20 protein-coding genes are annotated in these 19,542 nt (G+C 70.5%); 8 read left to right on the forward strand and 12 right to left on the reverse strand.

Annotation, left to right across the window (positions count from 1 at the left end; all coding sequences use genetic code 11):
* Window positions 1-3: 3 nt before the first annotated feature.
* From V7E09_RS01870 to V7E09_RS01910, 9 genes are all read right to left on the reverse strand, one after another.
* The gene (locus V7E09_RS01870) at window positions 4-339 is read right to left on the reverse strand and encodes a cupin domain-containing protein (protein WP_324510307.1); all 336 of its coding nucleotides are present in this window, start codon (window positions 337-339) and stop codon (window positions 4-6) included.
* A gap of 11 nt (window positions 340-350) precedes the next feature.
* Window positions 351-2,396: an FAD-binding protein gene (locus V7E09_RS01875; RefSeq protein ID WP_324510308.1), complete on the reverse strand. Its 2,046-nt coding sequence runs from the start codon at window positions 2,394-2,396 to the stop codon at window positions 351-353.
* Between the two features lie 8 nt (window positions 2,397-2,404).
* Window positions 2,405-3,169, reverse strand: coding sequence for a 3-ketoacyl-ACP reductase (locus tag V7E09_RS01880; RefSeq protein WP_324510309.1), 765 nt, complete (start codon window positions 3,167-3,169; stop codon window positions 2,405-2,407).
* A gap of 22 nt (window positions 3,170-3,191) precedes the next feature.
* The gene (locus tag V7E09_RS01885) at window positions 3,192-4,292 is read right to left on the reverse strand and encodes a sugar kinase (protein WP_324510310.1); all 1,101 of its coding nucleotides are present in this window, start codon (window positions 4,290-4,292) and stop codon (window positions 3,192-3,194) included.
* Between the two features lie 3 nt (window positions 4,293-4,295).
* Complete coding sequence (gene eda, locus V7E09_RS01890) at window positions 4,296-4,937, reverse strand: bifunctional 4-hydroxy-2-oxoglutarate aldolase/2-dehydro-3-deoxy-phosphogluconate aldolase (protein ID WP_324510311.1); 642 nt, start codon at window positions 4,935-4,937, stop codon at window positions 4,296-4,298.
* 119 nt (window positions 4,938-5,056) lie between these two features.
* A complete protein-coding gene (locus V7E09_RS01895; RefSeq protein WP_324510312.1) occupies window positions 5,057-5,539 on the reverse strand; it encodes a SixA phosphatase family protein in 483 nt (160 codons plus the stop codon).
* Window positions 5,540-5,683: 144 nt separating this feature from the next.
* A complete protein-coding gene (locus tag V7E09_RS01900; protein ID WP_324510313.1) occupies window positions 5,684-6,706 on the reverse strand; it encodes an LLM class flavin-dependent oxidoreductase in 1,023 nt (340 codons plus the stop codon).
* A 107-nt stretch (window positions 6,707-6,813) separates the two neighbouring features.
* Window positions 6,814-9,108, reverse strand: coding sequence for a hypothetical protein (locus tag V7E09_RS01905; RefSeq protein WP_324522949.1), 2,295 nt, complete (start codon window positions 9,106-9,108; stop codon window positions 6,814-6,816).
* On the reverse strand, window positions 9,108-10,259 hold the full coding sequence (locus tag V7E09_RS01910) for a Gfo/Idh/MocA family protein (protein ID WP_324510315.1): 1,152 nt from the start codon (window positions 10,257-10,259) through the stop codon (window positions 9,108-9,110). The genes V7E09_RS01905 and V7E09_RS01910 overlap by 1 nt, the downstream gene beginning before the upstream one ends.
* 135 nt (window positions 10,260-10,394) lie before the next feature.
* Between V7E09_RS01910 and holA the strand changes: the two genes are divergently transcribed.
* The 3 genes from holA to lepA all read left to right on the forward strand — a co-directional run bounded on the left by holA (window position 10,395) and on the right by lepA (window position 13,653).
* Window positions 10,395-11,390 (forward strand): DNA polymerase III subunit delta, encoded by a 996-nt coding sequence (holA, locus tag V7E09_RS01915; RefSeq protein WP_324510316.1) that lies wholly within the window; start codon window positions 10,395-10,397, stop codon window positions 11,388-11,390.
* Window positions 11,391-11,480: 90 nt separating this feature from the next.
* Window positions 11,481-11,741 (forward strand): 30S ribosomal protein S20, encoded by a 261-nt coding sequence (rpsT, locus tag V7E09_RS01920; protein WP_324510317.1) that lies wholly within the window; start codon window positions 11,481-11,483, stop codon window positions 11,739-11,741.
* 79 nt (window positions 11,742-11,820) lie between these two features.
* Complete coding sequence (gene lepA, locus V7E09_RS01925; RefSeq protein ID WP_324522950.1) at window positions 11,821-13,653, forward strand: translation elongation factor 4; 1,833 nt, start codon at window positions 11,821-11,823, stop codon at window positions 13,651-13,653.
* Between the two features lie 61 nt (window positions 13,654-13,714).
* Here the strand turns inward: lepA and V7E09_RS01930 are convergent, their stop codons facing one another.
* Genes V7E09_RS01930 through V7E09_RS01940 form a run of 3 tightly spaced genes read right to left on the reverse strand, consistent with a single transcriptional unit; the run spans window position 13,715 to window position 15,287 of the window.
* Entirely contained in the window at window positions 13,715-13,897 is a 183-nt protein-coding gene (locus V7E09_RS01930) for a DUF6191 domain-containing protein (protein ID WP_324510319.1), read from the reverse strand.
* Between the two features lie 17 nt (window positions 13,898-13,914).
* A complete protein-coding gene (locus V7E09_RS01935; protein WP_324522951.1) occupies window positions 13,915-14,673 on the reverse strand; it encodes a rhamnogalacturonan acetylesterase in 759 nt (252 codons plus the stop codon).
* On the reverse strand, window positions 14,637-15,287 hold the full coding sequence (locus V7E09_RS01940; protein ID WP_324510321.1) for a rhomboid family intramembrane serine protease: 651 nt from the start codon (window positions 15,285-15,287) through the stop codon (window positions 14,637-14,639). Before V7E09_RS01940 ends, V7E09_RS01935 begins: the two co-directional genes overlap by 37 nt.
* Before the next feature lie 57 nt (window positions 15,288-15,344).
* On the opposite strand from V7E09_RS01940, the gene V7E09_RS01945 reads away from it, so the two are divergent.
* Genes V7E09_RS01945 through V7E09_RS01965 form a run of 5 tightly spaced genes read left to right on the forward strand, consistent with a single transcriptional unit; the run spans window position 15,345 to window position 19,487 of the window.
* Window positions 15,345-15,647 carry a YciI family protein gene (locus tag V7E09_RS01945; protein WP_324510322.1) on the forward strand — a complete coding sequence of 101 codons (303 nt, stop codon included), beginning with the start codon at window positions 15,345-15,347 and terminating at the stop codon, window positions 15,645-15,647.
* The gene (locus V7E09_RS01950) at window positions 15,647-16,486 is read left to right on the forward strand and encodes an S-methyl-5'-thioadenosine phosphorylase (protein ID WP_324510323.1); all 840 of its coding nucleotides are present in this window, start codon (window positions 15,647-15,649) and stop codon (window positions 16,484-16,486) included. The genes V7E09_RS01945 and V7E09_RS01950 overlap by 1 nt, the downstream gene beginning before the upstream one ends.
* A gap of 29 nt (window positions 16,487-16,515) precedes the next feature.
* On the forward strand, window positions 16,516-17,775 hold the full coding sequence (hemW, locus tag V7E09_RS01955) for a radical SAM family heme chaperone HemW (protein WP_324510324.1): 1,260 nt from the start codon (window positions 16,516-16,518) through the stop codon (window positions 17,773-17,775).
* Window positions 17,776-17,805: 30 nt separating this feature from the next.
* Entirely contained in the window at window positions 17,806-18,726 is a 921-nt protein-coding gene (locus V7E09_RS01960) for a DUF3097 domain-containing protein (RefSeq protein ID WP_324510325.1), read from the forward strand.
* Window positions 18,726-19,487, forward strand: a complete 762-nt coding sequence (locus tag V7E09_RS01965; RefSeq protein WP_324522952.1) for an inositol monophosphatase family protein — start codon at window positions 18,726-18,728, stop codon at window positions 19,485-19,487. The genes V7E09_RS01960 and V7E09_RS01965 overlap by 1 nt, the downstream gene beginning before the upstream one ends.
* Window positions 19,488-19,542 lie beyond the last annotated feature (55 nt).

The raw sequence follows: 19,542 nt of genomic DNA on the forward strand, positions 1-19,542 counted from the left end.
CGGTCAGGTGGGCAGGAAGTCCTCGCGCTGCGGGGTGAACACGTCCACCAGCACCGTGTCGGTGTGGATGATGACCCCGTGGGGCACGTTCGAGGGCACGTAATAGCTGGCCCCGGCGCCGAGGCGCTCGTCGGGGCGTCCCTCCATCAGCAGTGTCAGGTCGCCGGAGACCACGTAGCCCACCTGCTCGTGCGGGTGGTGGTGCACCGGCGCGACGGTGCCCGCCGTGAACGTGAACTCGACCACCATCATCGTCCCGCCGTGGCTCAGCAGGCGTCGCTGCGCGCCCTCGGGGGTGGTGACGGGGTCCGTGGCGGCGCTGCGCGCGATGATCTGCATCCTGAGGCTCCTCAGCCGATGTTCTTGTCGGTGCGGTAGCCCCGCCACGTGTTCTCGAACGCCTCGTCGTGCACGGGGATGGGGCGTCGCTCCCGCCAGGTGAAGGTGGGGGCTTCCACCCCGTCCCAGGCGGTCACCTGGATCACGTCGTCGAGGGCGCCGCCGTCCAAACGCAGCCGGAACAGCTCTGGCAGCGACGACGTCACGCTGGCGTCCAGGGCGGGGAGGTGTCCCTGCGGGTCGGTGTAGAGGACTGATCCGCGCGAGAGGCCGCCGCTGTCGACGTAGTGCTCCATGGCGTTCAGGTAGACGTACTGGCTAGTCAGGATGTCCCGAATCAGGAACAGTCGGCTGACCGAGCGTCGGCTGTCGGCATCCGCGGCGATCGTCGTGTCGTAGCCGGTCAGCAGCGCGGTGACTTCCTGGCGTGCCTGGGCCACCGATTCTCGCGACCGCACCACACCGGCCTTGTCGCTCATCAGGCGGCGGATGTGGGACAGGGCTGCATCGGTGGTGTCCGTACCCGACGCGGCACGCTGGCCCGCCCCTGACAGGAGCGCGGACGCACGCTGGGTGACCTTGTGGGCGGACGCCTGGAACACCTCAGCGGAGACCGGGTCCTCCCGCCGGGCTTGGGCGATGTAGGACGCCGCCCGGGTCGCTCCGACCTGGCCGGAGTTCAGCGCGGCCCCGCCCGGACGGTAGACGCCGTGCGCCCCGGCGGCCTCGCCGACCGGGAAGAAGCCCGTCAGGTTGGACTGCCACCATTGGTCGACCTCCAGGCCGCCGTTGTTGTGCTGCGCGCACACGGCCACCTCGAGCATGTCCGTCTCCAGGTCCACGCCGGGATTGCGCTGGAGATAGAACTCATAGGCGGGCCGGTTCATGTGCTGCAACCGCTCGATGGGGGTGCTGTCGCCCAGCCCCGTCACCCCGGTCGCCTCCAGGTACGCGTACGCCTTCGGGGACAACGCGGAGGCGTCGAAGTGCTCGCGCGCCGGGTTGGCCCGGAAGTCGAGCCACACGCGGCGCCCGCGCAGCTTGGTCTCTTGATAGACCAGCAGGTCGATCAGGGAACTGCCGTCGGGGGCCTTACGGACGTCGAAGGGCCACTGGTAGCCCTTGAGGAAGATCCGGGAGAGCTGATCGCCGTAGTCGGGCAGGAACTCGCCGAGGAACTCCCGGGCGTCTCCGCCGTCGGCGTCGGTGGACACGAACCGGGGGAGCGCCTGCATGTAGGTGCCCGACACGTTCCAGCGCGGGTGGATCGACGCCAGCCCGAACTGCCACTCGGTCAGGTTCTTGCCGTGGACGCCTGCGCGCAGCGCGGCACCGTTGGCGCCCCACTGGCCGTTTGGGTACACGGAGTCGGCGTACATCCCGGCCGGGCCGCCCGTGGCGTAGACCAGGTTGGTGCACCGCAGCAGCAGGAACCGGCTGGGCGCGGAGGCGTCCACATCGAGCCGGACGCACAGCAACCCGACGACGGCTCCCTCGGCGACGACGAGGTCGACGACGCGACACAGGTCCAGGACGGGAATGCCGTGGCCTTCGGTGACCCGGCCCTCCAGCTTCTCCACCATCGTCCGCGATGTGTAGGGGCCCACCGAGGTGGCCCGCTGCCGGGGGTCATGGTCGGTCTTGTAGCCGACGTACTCGCCCGAGGAGTTGTGGGGGAAGGGCACGCCCGACTCGACCAGGTGGAAGAAGGCCCGGGGCGACCAGGCGGCCTCGGCGAGGGCGATGTCGCCGTCCATGGAACCGCCGGAGAACAGCGTCTGGGCCATCTCCTGCACCGAGTCGGGTTCCGACCCTGCGAGCGTGAGCTTGTAGTAGGTCTGCTTGTCCGAGCCCGCGTTCCGGGAGGCACCCGCGCGGCGCTTGTCGGTCACCATGACCACGTCGCGCTGGCCCAGCATGACCAGGCGGTCGGCGGCGCAGTACCCGGCGGCGCCGGTGCCGACCACGACGGTGTTGGCGGTCACGACCGGGATGGGGCGCCCGTCGATCTCGACGTGGCCGTCCGCGTGCGTGTCGATCCACTGCGACTGATCCATGGCGTCCCTCACAAGGTCTTGATCTGCATGCCGCCACCGACGGTGATGACGTCGCCGGTGGAGTAGGGCATCAGGCCCGCGGTCAGGGCGACGACGGCGCCGCCGACGTCGGAGGGCTGGCCCCAGCGCGGCATGGGAACCGCCCCGGAGGCGAAGACGGCGTCGTACTTCTGCGTGACGCCCGCCGTCATGTCGGTGGCGATGACGCCGGGGCGCACCTCGTAGACGACGATTCCCTCGGGGGCCAGGCGGACCGCCCACAACTGGGTGGCCATGCCGACGCCCGCCTTGGAGAGGCAGTATTCGCCGCGGTTGGTGGAGATCGTGTCCGCGCTGATGGAGGACACGTTGACGATGGTGCCGGTGAGTCCGCCGTCGGCGGGGGCGCCTTGGTCGATCATCGCCTTGGCAACCCGCTGGGTCAGGAAGTAGGGCCCGCGGAGGTTGACTTCCATCACCCGGTCGTAGCTCTCGGGCGTGGCCTCCAGGAGGTCGTTGCGTTCGGTGGGGGCGACGCCCGCGTTGTTGATGAGGGCGTCGATGCGCCCCCACTGCGCGAGCGTCTCCTCCACGTAGCGAGCGTGGTCGCCCAGGTCAGCGACGCTGCCTTGGGTGTAGCGCACCTCACCCAGCGTCGAGAGTTCCGCCAAGACGTCGGCGGGCGCGGGGCGGGTGGCCATGATGGAGACCCTCCACCCCTGCGCCAGCAGCGCCTCGGTGATGCCGCGACCGATGCCGCGGTTCCCTCCGGTGACCAGGGCGACCTTGCTCATGGTGTTTCCTTCCTGGGATTTCTCAGCGATCGACGCGCGCGCTGCCGCCGCCGGCGAGCTTGAGGATCTCGGCCTTGGTGGCCATCGTCGTGTCGCCAGGCGTCGTCATCGCCAGGGCGCCGTGGGCGGCGCCGTACTCCAGCGCCGTCTGCAGCGGCTGTCCATCGAGCAGGCCGTACACCAGCCCGGACGCGAAGGAGTCGCCGCCGCCGACGCGGTCGAAGATCTCCAGGCCGGGCCGCTGCGTGGACTGCAGGACGCCCGTCTCCGCGGACCAGGCGATAGCCGCCCAGTCGTTGATGGTGGCCGTCTTGACGCTGCGCATCGTGGTGGCGATCACGCTGAAGTTGGGGTACGTCTTCGCCGCGTTGGTGATCATGGCGGCGAAGCTCTCCAGCGGGAGGGCGTTGAGGTTCTCGTCCACCCCTTCGATCTCCAGGCCGAGGCTGGCGGTGAAGTCCTCTTCGTTGCCGATCATCACGTCGATGTGGGGCGCGATGGTGGTGTTGACCTCGCGGGCCTTCTCCAGGCCGCCGATGGACTTCCACAGGCTGGGCCGGTAGTTGAGGTCGTAGGAGATGACGGTGCCGTACTTCTTCGCCGCGGTGACGGCGGCGATGACGGTCTCCGCGGTGGCCTCCGACAAGGCGGCGTAGATGCCGCCGGTGTGCAGCCAACGCACACCCAGCTTCCCGAACAGGTGATCCCAGTCGACGTCCTCGGGACGCAGCTGCGAGGCGGCGGTGTTGCCGCGGTCGGAGACGCCGACCGCACCCCGGACGCCGAAGCCGCGCTCGGTGAAGTTGAGGCCGTTGCGGACGGTCCGTCCGATGCCGTCGCTGTCGCGCCACACGATGTGGCGGGCATCCACGCCCCCGGCGAGGATCAGGTTCTCCACGAGGCGCCCGACCTCGTTGTCGACCAGCGCGGTGACGACCCCGGCGCGCAGGCCGAAGGCGCGGGACAGGCCGCGAGCCACGTTGTATTCGCCGCCGCCCTCCCACACGTCGAAGGAGCGGGCGGTCCGGATCCGGCCAGCGCCGGGATCCAGGCGCAGCATGACCTCGCCCAGGGAGACGACGTCGTAGAGGCAGTCCTCGACGGGACGCAGGGTGATCGACATGGCTCAGGCCTCCTTCAACGACGCGACCAGGGCGACGGCCTCGCGGCTGAGTCGCTCGATGGTGGCGAAGTCGCCGGCCTTGACGGCGTCGCGCGGGCACATCCAGGAGCCGCCGCAGGCGGCGATGGACTTCACCGCGAGGTAGTCGGCCAGGTTCTTCGGGCTGACGCCGCCGGTGGGCACGAAGGTGATGTCCGGGAAGGGCGCCGCCAGTGCCTTGATGGCGGCGACGCCACCGGAGGTCTCGGCGGGGAAGAACTTCACCGCGTCGAGGCCCAGTTCCATGGCCGCCAGGATCTCGGTGGCGGTGACGGTGCCGGGCAGCACCGGGACGCCGCGCTCCTGGGCCCGGCGCACGACGGCTGCGCTGAGGCCCGCCGAGACGATGTAGGTGGCGCCCGCGTCGACGGCCTGGTCGACCTGCTCGGCGGTGCGGACCGTGCCCGCACCGAGGACGATCTCGGAGTTGGCCGACATGCGTGCGATCGCGTCAGCCGCGGCCGGGGTGCGGAAGGTGACCTCGGCGACCGGCAGGCCGCCGGCGACCAGCGCGTCGGCCAGGCCGGGAGCGCTGTCGGCGTCGTCGATCACGACCACCGGGATGAGGGAATGGGCAACGATGGGAGACAGACGGGCGTCCATCACGGTCCTCTCGAGACGGGAAGCGCTTTCCAAAGCACATTATCAGGCCCCCGTGCGTCCGGGGTAGGCCGGGGCGAAGGGGCGTGCCGTCAGTTTATCGGACCTTGATCCGGCAAGGCTGTTCAGCCCCGGTCTGCCCAGGTGAGGCGCGCACCGGCCAGGTCGGTCCAGCTGCCCTCAAGGTCGATCCGGGCGACGGTGGCGGTGGGGAAGTGGGTGCTGAGCAGGGCCACCGCCTCCGCGTCGCTACCCGGACCGGTCAGCTCGTCGACGAGCGCAGGAACTCCCGGGGCGTGCGCGACCAAGGCGGCGATCCTGATGCCGGTTGCGTCGAGGTCCGCCAGAGCGCGCGTGAGGGTCACCGTCGAGGAGTCGTAGAGGGAATCCAACGACTCGATCGGTGCGGCCAGCCCGAGGCCGTGTGCGGTCTCTTGGGCGCGATCGGCGGTCGAGGCGAGAATCAGTTCGATGCCCGTGTCGGCGAGCAGCCCGCCCAGCCGGGTGGCCTGGGCGCGGCCGTCCTCGGTGAGCCTGCGTCCGCGGTCACCGCGCCCGCGTCCGGTGAACTCCGCCTCGGCGTGCCGGATCAAGTACAACCGCTTCATGGCACCAGGCTAGGGCGCCCCACGGTGCTGGTGGGGCCATGCCGCGCAGCGGGCACGGTGAGCTCCCGCGCGAGGATGGCCGAGATCTCGCGGGGCGCGCTGGGAACACCGGCGGTGTCCGCAGCGCGTCCCGAGGTCGGACGGTCAGCGCCAGCCCAGGCCCGGCGCCACCAGGGTGAGGATGTTGTTCAACGCGGTGACGTTGTAGTCCACGCCGAGTTGGCTGGGAATCGTCAGCAGGACTGTGTCCGCCGCCTGAATGGCCTCGTCCTCGGCGAGTTCTTCGACGAGGCGGTCCGGCTCGGCCGCGTAGCTGCGTCCGAAGATCGCGGCGCCGGAGTCGAGGTGCCCGATCTGGTCGGAGCTGTTGCGGTCCGCGCCGAAGTAGCGGCGGTCCTCGTCGCTGACCAGAGCGAAGACCGAGCGGCTCACCGACACGCGCGGCTCGAAGTCGTGTCCGGCCTCCTGCCACGCTTCGCGGAACTTTTCGATCTGCTTGCGCTGCTGCACATGGAACGGCTCTTCGGACTCGTGGTCCTTCAGGGTGGAGCTCATCAGGTTCATGCCCTGCTCCGCCGCCCAGACCGCGGTCGCGTTCGAGCCCGCACCCCACCAGATCCGCTGCCGCAGGCCGGGGGACTGGGGCTCGATGCCCAGGGGGCCGGGGAACGGATTGGGGAACATGGGGTGGGGGCTGGGCTCGGCGAAGCGGGCGCCGTCGATCACCTTGAGGTAGGTCTCGGTGTTCGCGCGGGCGACGTCGGCCATGGTCATGCCCTCAGGCGCCCCGTAGCCGAAGTAGCGCCAGCCGTCGACGACCTGCTCGGGCGAACCACGGCTCACGCCGAGCTGCAGCCGACCCTCGGAGATGAGGTCGGCGGCCGCGGAGTCCTCGGCCATGTAGAGCGGGTTCTCGTACCGCATGTCGATGACGCCGGTGCCGATCTCGATGCGTGAGGTCTTCGCGCCGATCGCGGACAGCAGCGGGAAGGGGGAGCCCAGTTGCCGGGCGTAGTGATGGACCCGGAAGTAGGCGCCGTCGACGCCGATCTCCTCGGCGGCCACGGACAGGTCGATCGATTGGTGGAGCACCTCGCTGGCGGAGCGGGTTCCGCTCTGGGGGTGCGGGGACCAGTGCCCGAAGGACAAGAATCCAATCTTCTTCATGTTTCAACTAACGCGGTACTGGCGGCGAACATTCCCGCCGCGGCCCCCGCCCCGCGCACACCGCGGCCCTGACCTGCCGGGCGAGCCCGCCACGCCGGGAAGGCGTGTCACGCCGACGGTACGGCCAGGTTCAGGCGCACCGGGCCGAGCAGCCCTGAGGGCAGCAGGGCGCCTTCGTAGCGGTTGGCCATCGAGTTCGTGACGGCGACCTCCACGATGTTCTCCCCGGCGACGGTGGCCTGTGTGGCGATGCGGCAGCGGTAGGGCGCCCAGAACGACGCGGCGACCGGCTCACCGTTCACCCGGATGCTGGCCGCATCCCCCACCTTCCCCAAGTCGAGAAGGAGGTCGGACGCCGCGTCCAGCTCGAACGCCGCCCGGTACGTGACCGTTCCGGCGAACCGCTCGCACGGCGGGGTCCGCGTCCAGTCGCCGAGACCGGCGATGTCGGGGTGGTCCGTCGACCAACCGGAAAGGGCGACGTCGGGGCCGGGCGTGCAGGTGTCGGGAAGCGTGGTGGCGCAGGCCGGGACCGCGTCGGTCAGCCAGATCGAGGCCCGGCGCTGCAGGGTCCACGTCGGCGGCGCCGCCACGATCTGCCCGGTCCACGGGTCCCACACCGCGCCCGCGGTCTCCACCACGATCGCGTCCTCGCCCTCGTTGGTGAGTTGGACGCCCGCCAGCCCGGCCAGCGAACCGGCCCGCACGCGCAGGTCCGCCGCCTTGCCGGAGGCCACGCGAGGGCCCTCCGGGGTGAGTCCCTCCCACCAGCGGTCGCCCTCGGCGATGACCACGGGCCCCTTCGGCAGTGCCGCACGCACCGCGTCCGCGTCGGCCGGTCGGCACACCACCGTCGAGAAGCCCGCCCCTGGCAGCGAGGAGACCGGCGCGTAGACGAAGCCGATCTGGTGCTCATACAACGGGGCGACCTCGTCCACGGGGACGCGGTCGCCCACCACCGCGACCGCCACCGAAGGCGTCTCGGTGAGGGCCTCGCCGAGCATGCTGGTTCGCGCCAGGTAGGCCAGGAAGGTCGGAAGCTTGGGCCACCAGGCGTGATGGAGCCCCACGTCGGGCTCGGACTCGTAGGCGCGGTTGTCGCGCACCGAGGCGAACAATGCGTGCACCAGGAAGGCGGTCGTGCCCCGCACCGACAGCCAGTCGGCGAGCCACTTCATCTCATCGAAGCTCAGTTGCCAGCCATAGGCGCCGTACACCTCGTTGACCACCGGGACGACGTCGGTGGGGTCGGCGCGGCGGCGCAGGATCGCCGCGCTGGCAGCCGATCGGGGGGCTGCGCTCTGGTCGCCGTGCAGGGCGGTGGGCCCTGGAAGCACCCAGCGCCACACCACGTCCTGCCCGGGCCAGGTGAAGGACGCCAGTGCCTCTACCTCGTCGGCCCGCTTGGGGTGCCCGGTCAAGGCGATGCCGTGCGCGTCGCACCAGGCGCGCTGGGCGGCGTGGTAGATGCGTCCCACGCGCGCGCCTACCGCGTCCTCCAGGGTGCGGGCCCAGGGGCCGCCGTCGAACACGTCCTCGAGGTGCAGCAGCGTCTCCTCGATCGAGGCCCCTGCCGCCGCGGCGAGGTCGGCCTCGAAGCCGGGCGTCCACGACACGGCGTCCGCGTGGGCATGTCGGCCGATCGCCTCGGGTTCGTCGGTGAACATGGCCACGATGGTGGACCCGAACCAGGTGCCCAGATGCTGGGCGTACGCGTCGTGGGTGAGATGCAGGAAGGCGGCCACGGCGGCGGGGTTCATCAGGTCGGCGGACGCGGGCGCCAGGGCGGAACCGTCGTCCTGCCAGGCGTGCGCACCCCGGATCGTGCCCCCGCTGGGGGCGTCGAAGAACGAGGTGACGCGGACGCGGCCGGTCCCCAGGTCGGTGGCGGTCAGGCGGACCAGGCCGCCCTCCTCCGGGGTGACCAGCGTGCGTCCGGACGCCGTGGTGACGACGGTGGCGACGCGCCGGTCCCACAGCGAGCGCCCCAGCTGGGGGCGGACGTACCGCACCTCTTCGGGGGCCAGGTCGACCTCGACGCTGGCTCGGCGCAGGCAGCGGGACGCGTACTCGGGGTTCTGTTGGGTGACCAGGCCATTCGCGGCCCCGGAGGGATAGGACGCCTCGTCGTAGAGCACGACGCGCAGCCCCAGTTCGGCGCAGTGGGCGACGATGGCCCGCATGAACTCCCACCAGGTGGGAGTCAGGTAGCCGATCTCCTCGCTGAGCCCGATCCTGGCGCAGGGGCACACCGTCCCGAAACCCGCCTCGGCGAAGGCATCGAGTTGCTCGAGGAGTTCCGGCAGCGGAGTGTCGTCGTTGAGGAACCAGAAGGCCCAGGGCCGCGACGCGGAGGGCGGGGAGGCGAAGGCCGAGGCCAGGCCGGCCCAGTCGGCGGTCATCAGGCGCGCCCGGTGGGACGCCACAGCGCCGTTGCGGTCGGATCCCCCCAGGGGGCCCCCGCCGCGGCGAAGCCGCATTGGTGCCGCAGCGCCTCGTCCATCCAGTACTCGACGTCCGCGACGACGGGATGACCGGCCTCGCCCTCCCCGTGCCAGGTGAGGTGCTCCGGCGCGATCTGCACCGGGGCTGGGCGGTCCTGGGTGGCCTCCAGCACGGCCATGAACCCCACGGTTTCAGCGAGCGGCACCAATGCGTCGGCTCGCCCCTGGAGATGGTCGACGAAGTTCTCCAGCAAGTCGGTCCGCGGGAAGGTCTCGTGCGTCGTGACGTCTCCGCCCCTCAGGTGGAGGACGTCCTCGGTGTACTCGTAGGTGGCGACGCCGAGCGTCCCCTCGACGGTGACCATCGCGGACCCCTGGCCTGCGGCGGCCAACGTCAGGGCCGCGCAGACCGGGGGGCCCGCAACCAGGTCGATGCGCACGAAGCTGGTGTCGTCGGCCTCGATGGCGTGGGCGTGATACATCTCCGTCGTGATGCCGGCGAGGTCTTCGATGGCCGTGGCGCCGGCCACCCACAAGGCGGTGGCGATCGAGTGCGCGAGGGGGTTGGTGACGACGCCGTCGGCGACCCGGGCGCCGCCGAGAGTCCGGTGTCCGGCCCACGGTGCGCGGGCGTAGTACGCGCGGTCGCGTTGCCAGGCGCCGCGCGCGTTGATGCCGGTCACGGTGCCGAGCGTCCCGTCCGCGATGAGCGTGCGCAGCCGGGCGGCGCCGGCCGAGCCAAGGCTTTGGAAGCCGATCTGGATCTTCCTGCCGGTCTCGCGGGTGACCTCCAGGACCTGCCAGAACTCCTCCAGCGAGGCGAACGGCGGCTTCTCCAAGAACACGTCGGAGCCGGCCCGCAGCGCTTCGGTGGCCAGGCCTGCGTGGGTGCCGATCGGGGTCGCGATGCTGACGATGTCGGGGGAGTGCGCGGTGAGGAGTTCGGTGAGGCTCGGGTACCACGCGACGTCTCGGTCCGGCAGGGGGCCGCCGGGGTCGGCGGTGGCGAGGAGGTTCATGCGTCCCTGGCCCGCGAGGCGGTCGATGCGTTCCAGGTGGATGCGGCCGAAACCTCGGACGCCGACTTGGGCGATGGTCGTGACGGGCACGGGTGCCTCCAAGCGTGGGAATGCGTTTACCCAGAACACTAGCGCAGCCACCAGGGGCGCTCCGGACTCGCGTCGCGGTTGCCGCCGGGTGCCCGGTCGTCGCCGGGTGTCGGTCCGCGCTGGCAGGATGTGGGTGTGGACGAGAAGGCGATCTTCGGCGCGGTGACGCTCGTGAGCGGACCGGAGGCGTTGCTGGCGGAGCGGGCGGTGCGGGCCTTGACCCAGCGCGCGCTCCTCGATCGCGGCGAAGCGTCGGTGACGACCCTGGAGGGGGTCGGACTGGATGCCTCCGCCTTGGTCCAGGCCACCACCGGATCCCTGTTCGCCTCCGACGCGGTGGTCGTGGTCAACCCGATCTCTGAGGTCCCGCCCGAGTTGTTCGACACCCTCGTCGGCTACGCGAAGATCCCGCAGGAGGATCTGGCGCTCGTGCTCGTGCACCCCGGCGGGGTCAAGGGGAAGCGCCTGCTCGATGCCCTGAAGAAGGCCAAGGTCGCCGTCATCGACTGCCCGACGATCAAGCCGTGGGAGTTGGCGGGATTCGCGGTGAATGAGGCCAGGGCTGCTGGCGGGCGCATCGACCAGGGCACCGCCGCGCGTCTGGTGGAGGCGCTGGGGGCGGATGCCCGCGCGGTGGCGGGGGCGATCCGGCAGCTCCTGGACGACTCCGACGACCGCGTCATCTCGGAGGCCGCGGTGCGGCGCTACTTCACCGGGCGCGCGGACGTGACGAGCTTCACGGTCGCCGATCATGTGATGGCCGGTCGTCGTAACGACGCGCTGGGGGCGCTGCGGTGGGCGCTCGACACCGGCGTCGCTCCCGTGCTGGTGACCAGCGCGCTCGCGACCGCGCTGCGACAGCAGGGGCGGTACAGCGATCTGGCGGGCCAGCGCATGCGTGATGGCGATGTCGCCCGTCAGATCGGCGTCCCACCGTGGAAGGTGAAGGATCTGGTGCGACACTCCCGCGACTGGACCCCGCGCGGGCTCGCCGACGCGCTGACCCGCGTCGCGGTGGCGGACGCCGCTGTCAAGGGGTCGGCCGCGGATCCGGCCTTCGCGTTGGAGCGCCTGGTGCTCGATGTGGCCGGGCTGCGCGGCAGGCGGCCCGAATCCAGCATGGGGCGCTGATTTGGGGCGCGGGCTAGGCGCTGGTAAGCTTGGTCATCGCGTCCAATGTGGGCGCACCCCTTAGATCGAACCTGAACCGAAGGCTTGCCCGTGGCGAACATCAAGTCCCAGAAGAAGCGGATCCTCACGAACGAGAAGGCGCGTCTGCGCAACAAGGCCGTGAAGTCCTCTCTCAAGACGCACATTCGCAAGTTCCACGAGGCCGCCGAGGCCGGGGACGCTGCGAAGGCGCAGAAGCTGGCCCAGGTCGCGTGCCGCGAACTCGACGTGGCCGTCAGCAAGGGCGTCATTCACAAGAACCAGGCGGCGAACCGCAAGTCGGCCGTCGCTTCGGCTGCTGCCGCACTCTGACGAACGTCCGCGACGTCGCCCCGCCGCCTGAGGCCGGGGCGACGTTGTGTCGTACCCGCATCCGGAGAGGGGGACGCGCGTGAGCGCGCCGCAGCCTGGGGCGACGCCCCCGCAGATCATCCGTAACTTCTGCATCATCGCCCACATCGACCACGGGAAATCGACCCTGGCCGACCGGATGCTCCAACTCACCGGCGTGGTGGATGAGCGCTCCATGCGCGCCCAGTACCTCGACCGGATGGACATCGAGCGCGAGCGCGGCATCACGATCAAGAGCCAGGCCGTCCGGATGCCCTGGCGTGTCGGCGACGCCGACTACGTGCTCAACATGATCGACACCCCTGGCCACGTCGACTTCACCTACGAGGTGTCCCGCTCGCTGGCCGCCTGTGAAGGCGCGGTGCTGCTGGTGGACGCCGCCCAGGGCATCGAGGCGCAGACGCTGGCGAACCTTTACCTGGCGATGGAGGCGGACCTGCAGATCATCCCGGTGCTCAACAAGATCGACCTGCCCGGCGCGCAGCCGGAGAAGTACGCCGAGGAACTGGCCTCCCTGGTCGGCTGCGAACCCGCCGACGTCTTCCGGGTCTCCGGCAAGACCGGTGAGGGTGTGCCGGAGTTGCTCAACGCGATCGTCGCCCAGATCGACGCCCCCGTCGGTGACGCGGACGGTCCGGCGCGCGCGCTGATCTTCGACTCGGTCTATGACACCTATCGCGGCGTGGTCACTTACGTGCGCGTCGTCGACGGGTCTTTGAAGCACCGCGAACGGGTCGCCATGATGTCGACCCGCACCACCCACGAGCTCCTCGAGGTCGGCGTGATCAGCCCCGAGCCGATCCCCGGCAAGGCGCTCGGCGTCGGCGAGGTGGGCTATCTCATCACCGGGGTCAAGGACGTGCGGCAAAGCCGCGTCGGTGACACCGTGACGCTGCAGCACAACCAGGCGACCCAGCCGCTGGCGGGGTACAAGAACCCGAATCCGATGGTGTACGCGGGTCTCTATCCGATCGATGGCGCCGACTTCCCCGAACTGCGGGAGGCATTGGAGAAGCTCCAACTCAACGATGCCGCGCTCACCTATGAGCCGGAGACCTCCGGGGCACTGGGGTTCGGCTTCCGTATCGGGTTCCTGGGCCTGCTGCACATGGAGATCGTGCGCGAACGCCTGGAGCGGGAGTTCAACCTGGACTTGATCTCGACCGCTCCCAACGTCGTCTACCGGGTCGTCATGGAGGACGGCAGCCAGCACCAGGTCACCAACCCGAGCGAGTTTCCCGAGGGGAAGATCGCCGAGGTGTGGGAGCCGGTCGTGCATGCCACCATCCTCACCCCCACCGACTACATCGGCACGATCCTGGAGCTGTGCCAGCAGCGACGCGGCTTGCAGCGCGGCATGGACTACCTGTCGTCTGATCGGGTGGAGATCCGCTACACGTTGCCGCTGGCCGAGATCGTGTTCGACTTCTTCGACGCGCTGAAGAGCCGCACGAAGGGCTACGCGTCGCTCGACTACGACGAGGCGGGCGAGCAGGCCGCCGACCTGGTCAAGGTCGACATCCTGCTGCACGGCGAGCCGGTGGACGCCTTCAGTTCCATCGTCCACACGGACGCCGCCTACTCCTACGGGCTGGCGATGGCGAAGAAGCTGAAGGAACTCATTCCGCGCCAGCAGTTCGAGGTGCCGATCCAGGCCGCCATCGGGGCGCGTGTGATCGCCCGTGAGACGGTGCGCGCGATGCGCAAGGACGTGCTGGCCAAGTGCTACGGCGGTGACATCAGCCGTAAGCGCAAGCTGCTGGAGAAGCAGAAGGAAGGCAAGAAGCGCATGAAGATGGTCGGCCGGGTCGAGGTGCCCCAGGAGGCCTTCGTCGCCGCGCTGTCCACCGGAGAATCCCGCGATCCGAAGTGACGGGGCAAGGGCGCCCGCCCCGTTGTTCCGAGCGCGGGCGACAGGCCTGGCCTGTGCGCGGTCAGCGCCCGGAGGCAGGCTCCTGTGGCGGGAGCGGCCGGTGGACGATGATGACCCCCGAGTCCAGGTCCAGCGGCGGCGGTCCTGAGCCGGCCTGATCGGTGCGATGCACGAGGACCTTCTGGTGTTCCTTGAACTCGCGCCAGTGCCGCAGCCCCGGGTCGAACACCTCCAAGAAACTCATGGCCTGCGCAACCAGCGTCAGGCCGGGGAGCCTGCGCGCGCCTGGGCGAGGAGCACCGGGGCGAGCATGGCGGCGACCATGGCGGCGACGACGGACGCGCCGAAGAACGAGTAGTGCGTGTCGTCGGCGATGCCGTCGGGATACAACGGATGCGTGCCGGGAGCGAACTGCGTAAACAGCCGCCGCGACTCCTCCGGGCCGAGTTCGGCGTGCAACTGCCGGGTGGCGGAGGTGAGGTCGAAGCACTCGATGCCCTCGCGGAGCGCGACGTCGCGGGTGGCCAGCGGATAGTCGCCGTGGGTGGGGACGGGGCGGTCGCCGTCGAAGCGGCGGCGCTCCACCGAGCTGAGGAGGATCGGCACCAGCCCATGCCCGCGGGCATCGGCGATGAACCTGCTCAGGTTGGCGCTGAAGCCTTCTCGGGAGGCGAGCGTGCGGGGCTCCTTTTGATCGTTGTGGCCGAACTGCAGCAGCACCGTGTCGCCGGGGAGGGAGGCCGCCAGCAGGGCATCCCACAGGCCCTCGGCGCGGTAACTGGCCGTCGTGGCGCCGCCCTTGGCCGTGTTCAGGACGGGGACCACGCGCGGAGGCAGGCCCGCCTCCGCGAGGCCGGCGCCGAGATACATGTTCAGCGGTGCGCCAAGGTGGGCCCCCCAACCCGACATCGGAGTCTCGTGCGCCGGGCAGGCCGCGACCGTCGAGTCCCCGCCGAGCAGAACCGCGGGGAACGCGCGCGCCGTCATCGTGCGCCCCGGGGACGGCGGTGCAGCCACCATGCGGCCAGCGCGCCGCCGAGGACGCCACCCAGGTGTGCCTGCCAGGAGACTCCGGGCATGGTCGGGAACACACCCCACAGCATCCCGCCGAAGAACCCGAACACGGCCGCGGCTACGAGGATCTGAACCCAGTTGCGTGCGAACAGCCCGCGCAGCAGCAGGAAGCCCAGCCAGCCGAAGACCAGTCCGGAGGCGCCCGCCGTGACCGACATCGGCGCTGAGATCAGCCAGGTGACCAGCCCCGACACCACGATCGAACTGAGGGTGGCGATCCAGAACTCCCGACGCCCGGCCATCCGGGTCAGCGTCCCCAGCACCAGGAAGGGGACTGAGTTGGCGATCAGGTGGGCGAATCCGAAGTGCAGGAACGGTGCGGTGAAGATCTGCGGCAACTCGGTGACGTCGCGCGGGCTGACGCCCAGGCTGTCGAGGGCTCCACCCGTCAGCGCGTCCACCCCTTCCAGCAGCCACATGAACGCCAGCCACGTCCCGACGAAGAAGAAGGACGCGACCGGGCCGGGCCTGCGGTCGATCACCACGGGGTAGCCGGGCTGCGGGGCCGACGAGGTCGGGGCGGCCACGGGAGGCTGCCAGGGGCCGGTCGGAATGCTCATGGCCTCCAGTGTGCCTGGTGGCCCCCAGCCGAAGCATCAACTCCTAGGATGACCAGCATGAGCCTGTTCACCGTCTGGTACACCTACAGCGACGACACCGCCTTGCGCGACACGGTGCGTCCCGATCACCGCGCCTTCTTGGGGGAGTTGGCCGCTGAGGGCACCATCGTGTTGTCCGGGCCGGTCTCCTCGCCCGAGGGTGCCCCCGCCGCCGCCCTGCTTCTGGTGCGTGCCGAGAGCGCCGACGACGCGCTGGCCCGGCTGGCCAACGACCCGTTCCAGGTCAACAGCGTCGTCGCGCACATGGACGTGCGGGAGTGGACGCCGGTCCTGGGCGACCTGTTCGACGCCCTGGCCTGATGACGCAGGCCCGCGCCGACATCGGCATCATCGGGGGATCGGGGTTCTACTCGTTCCTTCCGGGAGGAGCCCGCGTCGAGGTGGACACCCCCTTCGGGGCTCCGTCGGCGCCGATCACTCTCGGGGAGATCGCCGGCAGGCGGGTCGCGTTCCTGCCCCGGCACGGTGAGCGGCACCAGTTCGCACCGCACCGGGTCAACTACCGAGCGAACCTGTGGGCGCTCAAGGCGCTGGGGGTGTCCACGGTGCTGAGCGCCTGCGCGGTCGGCTCCTTGCAGCCGACGCTCGCACCCGGCGACTTCGTCGTTCCCGACCAGGTCGTCGACCGCACCTACCGGGCGGGACACACCATATGGGAGGCGGAAGGGCCCGTCGTCCACGTGCCCTTTGCCGACCCCTACTGCGCGTCGGCGCGGGGGGTCTTCCTCGCAGCGGGGGACGGCGACCCCACGCTGATCGACGGGGGCACTCTGGTCGTGATCAACGGGCCACGGTTCTCCAGTCGGGCCGAGTCCCGCTGGCACGCTGCGGCGGGCTGGTCGGTGGTCGGTATGACCGGCATGCCGGAGGCGTCGCTGGCTCGCGAACTGGCCCTGTGTTACGCGACCGTGTGCTGTGTCACCGACGCCGATGCCGGGGCGGAGGGGGAGGCCGGGGTCACCGCGGGTGATGTCAAGGCGGTGTTCGCCAGCAACATCGGCCGCCTCAAGCGGCTCCTGGAACGTGCTGTCGCGGTCGTTCCCTCGCAGCAGTGCGCGTGTGCCGAGGCGTTGGACGGGTTACCCTTGCCGTTCCCGTTGCCCGCTGTGGGCGACGGCGTCGGCCCGATCACCGGGTAGCGCCCCGCCGGTGGCGGCGGCTAGGAGGCATGCATGCAGCATCACGGCGCGCCTTGGCGTGCGCGGGAGCACCGGTGAGCCCGTCCGCGCTCCCCGACGGGGAGCCAGCACCACAAGACGGTGCCTTACCGCCCGAGGCACTCGCGGGTCAGCGCGATCGACGGCTGTCGGCCTACGTCCACGTGCCGTTCTGCGCGACCCGGTGCGGTTACTGCGACTTCAACACCTACACCGCGGCCGAACTGGGAGCTGCGCCGGGCGCGTCCCAGCGCAGCTACCTGGACGCGGTGGTGGCGGAGATGCGTCTGGCCTGCGGCGTTCTGGGGGACCCCCGCCCCCTCCAGACCGTGTTCTTCGGTGGCGGCACCCCGACGCTGCTGCCCGCGCGCGACCTGGCTGGCCTGCTGCGGGCAGTTCGCGACACGTTCGGGCTGGCCCCCGACGCCGAGGTGACCACCGAAGCCAACCCCGACTCGGTGACCCCCGCCTCCCTGGAGCGGCTGGCCGAGGCCGGGTTCACCCGGATCAGCTTCGGTATGCAAAGCGCAGTGCCGCACGTGCTGGCCACGCTCGAACGCACCCACACCCCCGGACGCGCGCTGGAGGCGGTGGGCTGGGCCCGGGCGGCCGGTTTCGGTTCCGTCAGTCTGGACCTGATCTACGGCACCCCGGGGGAGTCGCTCGACGACTGGCGTACCTCGGTCGAGGCGGCCCTGTCGGTGGCCCCCGACCACGTCAGCGCCTACTCCCTCATCGTGGAGGACGGCACCCGGTTCGCCGCGCGGGTCCGTCGCGGCGAGGTGCCCCTGCCCCAGGAGGACGACCTCGCCGACAAGTACGACCTCGCCGACGGGCTGCTGCGGGCGGCGGGCCTGGACTGGTACGAGGTGTCGAACTGGTCCAGGCCGGGTCACGAGTGCCGTCACAACCTCGCCTACTGGGTGGGGGACGACTGGTGGGGATTCGGGCCCGGAGCGCACAGCCACATCGGCGGCGTTCGCTTCTGGAACGCCAAGCACCCGCGCACGTACGGGTCGAAGCTCGGGCAGGGGCATTCCCCGGCAGCCGGACGCGAACGCCTGGACGCCGAGGAACGTCGCATCGAACGCGTGTTGCTCGAACTACGTCTTCGGGACGGGCTGCCGGAGACCGTCCTCACGCCGGCGGAGCGCCGCCGCCTGCCCGACCTGGTGCGCCGCGGCTGGCTGGTCCGTGAGCGCGGCGGCGTCCGGGTCACCGATGCGGGTCGGCTCCTGGCGGACGCGGCGGTGCGCGACCTGCTCGACTGAAGAGGCGTCGCGTCCCGGGGGCAGGTGCCGATGCGCGTCGGCTGGCCTGCCCCGCCGCGGGCCGCGGCCATCGTAGGGTGGGGGATCGTGAATCGGTATTCGTCGGACGTGCTCGCGAAGGGCTGGCAGCGGGCCAACAAGCCCACCGCGACGCCCACTCCGGTCTCCACGGACCTCGTGCTGGAGGAGCCCACCTCGGGGTTCGTCGGTGCGGTCGTCGGCTGGGAGAACGGCGTGGTGATCCTCGAGGACCGGCGCGGCAAGCGTCGTAGCTTCCCGTTCGGGCCCAACTTCTGGCTGGACGGGCAGCCGATCGATCTCACCGGGCCTACGCGCAGCGGCCCGACAGCCCGCGACACAGCGCAGGAGTACAACCGCACCCACACGGCGTCCGGCTCCCGCGTCGGTCCTGCGGAGAAGGCCAAGGTCGCGCTGCCCAGTCGCATCTATGTGGAGGGGCGTCATGACGCCGAACTCGTCGAGAAGGTCTGGGGCGCCGACCTGCGCCACGTGGGTGTGGTCGTGGAGTACCTGGGCGGCATCGACGATCTGCCCGCCATCGTGGCCGAGTTCGCCCCTGTGCAGGGGCGGCGGTTGGGCGTCCTCGTCGATCATCTCGTGCCGGGCACCAAAGAGTCCCGCATCGTGTCCCAGGTCAGCGGTGACTACGTGTTCGTCACCGGGCACGAGTTCATCGACATCTGGGAGGCCGTCAAGCCCGAACGGCTCGGCCTGACGGTGTGGCCGCGGATCCCGCGCGGCACCGACTGGAAGCACGGCATCTGCGCGGCGCTCGGCTGGCCGCACGCCACCCAGGCCGACATCGCCACCGCCTGGAAAACCATCCTGGGGAGGGTTCGTGGCTGGCAGGACCTCGACCCGCACCTGCTGACCGAGGTCGAGCGGCTCATCGACTTCGTCTCCGCCGACCACATCGACCGGGAGTCCTAATGCGCACCGAGGCCGTCACGACCCTCATCCGCGAGGTGACCGATCAGGTGATCCTACCGCGCTTCCGGCACCTCGCCCCGGAAGAGGTCATCCAGAAGCAGCCGGGTGATCTCGTCACGGTTGCCGACCGGGAGGCGGAGGCCGTGCTGACCGCCGTCCTGCACGCCGCGACGCCGGACGCGGCGATCGTCGGAGAGGAGGCGACCTTCGCCGATCCCAGCCTGCTGGGCCGGCTCGACCATGCGGAGCACGCCTGGGTGATCGATCCCGTCGACGGCACCCGCAACTTCGCCCACGGAAGCGAGGACTTCGGGGTGATGGTCGCCGAGGTGCGGGCCGGGCAGACGGTCCGTGGGTGGATCTGGCAGCCCCGGCACGATCGGTTCTTCGAAGTCGAGCGGGGAGGCGGCGCGACCTGCAACGGGGAGCAGCTACCCCCGCTGCGCCCGCACGGGGCACCGTGGACGGCTGCCGTGTGGATGAAGCTCCAGCGAGAGGCCGATCCGCGGCTGCTCCTGCGCCGGACCCGCGGATCCTGCGCGATCGACTACCCGGCCTTGGCCTGCGGAGAGGTGGACGCGCTGGCCTATCGGTCGGTTCATCCGTGGGACCATCTGGCCGGAGCCCTGCTGGTCACCGAACTCGGCGGCGTGTCCCGGCTGGACGGCCGACCCTACGGCTCGGGAATGACCGGCTCGCTCATCGTCACCGCCGACAGCGCCGCACCCGCGCGCGCCGTGGAGGAGTTGGCCCGCACCTGAACGTTACTAGGTGAGCAGCCGCAGCGAGCGGCTCGGGCGGCGTCCCGAGGCGGCC

The sequence above is a fragment of the Propioniciclava sp. genome (assembly GCF_036744435.1).
Taxonomy (GTDB): Bacteria; Actinomycetota; Actinomycetes; order Propionibacteriales; family Propionibacteriaceae; genus Propioniciclava.

What these genes read in the sequence shown, in the direction of transcription:
- V7E09_RS01870 (WP_324510307.1), bottom strand. Translation starts at nt 339, where the DNA reads ATGCAGATCATCGCGCGCAGCGCCGCCACGGACCCCGTCACCACCCCC.
- V7E09_RS01875 (WP_324510308.1), bottom strand. Translation starts at nt 2,396, where the DNA reads ATGGATCAGTCGCAGTGGATCGACACGCACGCGGACGGCCACGTCGAG.
- V7E09_RS01880 (WP_324510309.1), bottom strand. Translation starts at nt 3,169, where the DNA reads ATGAGCAAGGTCGCCCTGGTCACCGGAGGGAACCGCGGCATCGGTCGC.
- V7E09_RS01885 (WP_324510310.1), bottom strand. Translation starts at nt 4,292, where the DNA reads ATGTCGATCACCCTGCGTCCCGTCGAGGACTGCCTCTACGACGTCGTC.
- V7E09_RS01895 (WP_324510312.1), bottom strand. Translation starts at nt 5,539, where the DNA reads ATGAAGCGGTTGTACTTGATCCGGCACGCCGAGGCGGAGTTCACCGGA.
- V7E09_RS01900 (WP_324510313.1), bottom strand. Translation starts at nt 6,706, where the DNA reads ATGAAGAAGATTGGATTCTTGTCCTTCGGGCACTGGTCCCCGCACCCC.
- V7E09_RS01905 (WP_324522949.1), bottom strand. Translation starts at nt 9,108, where the DNA reads ATGACCGCCGACTGGGCCGGCCTGGCCTCGGCCTTCGCCTCCCCGCCC.
- V7E09_RS01930 (WP_324510319.1), bottom strand. Translation starts at nt 13,897, where the DNA reads ATGAGTTTCTTGGAGGTGTTCGACCCGGGGCTGCGGCACTGGCGCGAG.
- V7E09_RS01935 (WP_324522951.1), bottom strand. Translation starts at nt 14,673, where the DNA reads ATGGTGGCTGCACCGCCGTCCCCGGGGCGCACGATGACGGCGCGCGCG.
- V7E09_RS01940 (WP_324510321.1), bottom strand. Translation starts at nt 15,287, where the DNA reads ATGAGCATTCCGACCGGCCCCTGGCAGCCTCCCGTGGCCGCCCCGACC.
- V7E09_RS01945 (WP_324510322.1), top strand. Translation starts at nt 15,345, where the DNA reads ATGAGCCTGTTCACCGTCTGGTACACCTACAGCGACGACACCGCCTTG.
- V7E09_RS01950 (WP_324510323.1), top strand. Translation starts at nt 15,647, where the DNA reads ATGACGCAGGCCCGCGCCGACATCGGCATCATCGGGGGATCGGGGTTC.
- hemW (WP_324510324.1), top strand. Translation starts at nt 16,516, where the DNA reads ATGCATGCAGCATCACGGCGCGCCTTGGCGTGCGCGGGAGCACCGGTG.
- V7E09_RS01960 (WP_324510325.1), top strand. Translation starts at nt 17,806, where the DNA reads ATGCGCGTCGGCTGGCCTGCCCCGCCGCGGGCCGCGGCCATCGTAGGG.
- V7E09_RS01965 (WP_324522952.1), top strand. Translation starts at nt 18,726, where the DNA reads ATGCGCACCGAGGCCGTCACGACCCTCATCCGCGAGGTGACCGATCAG.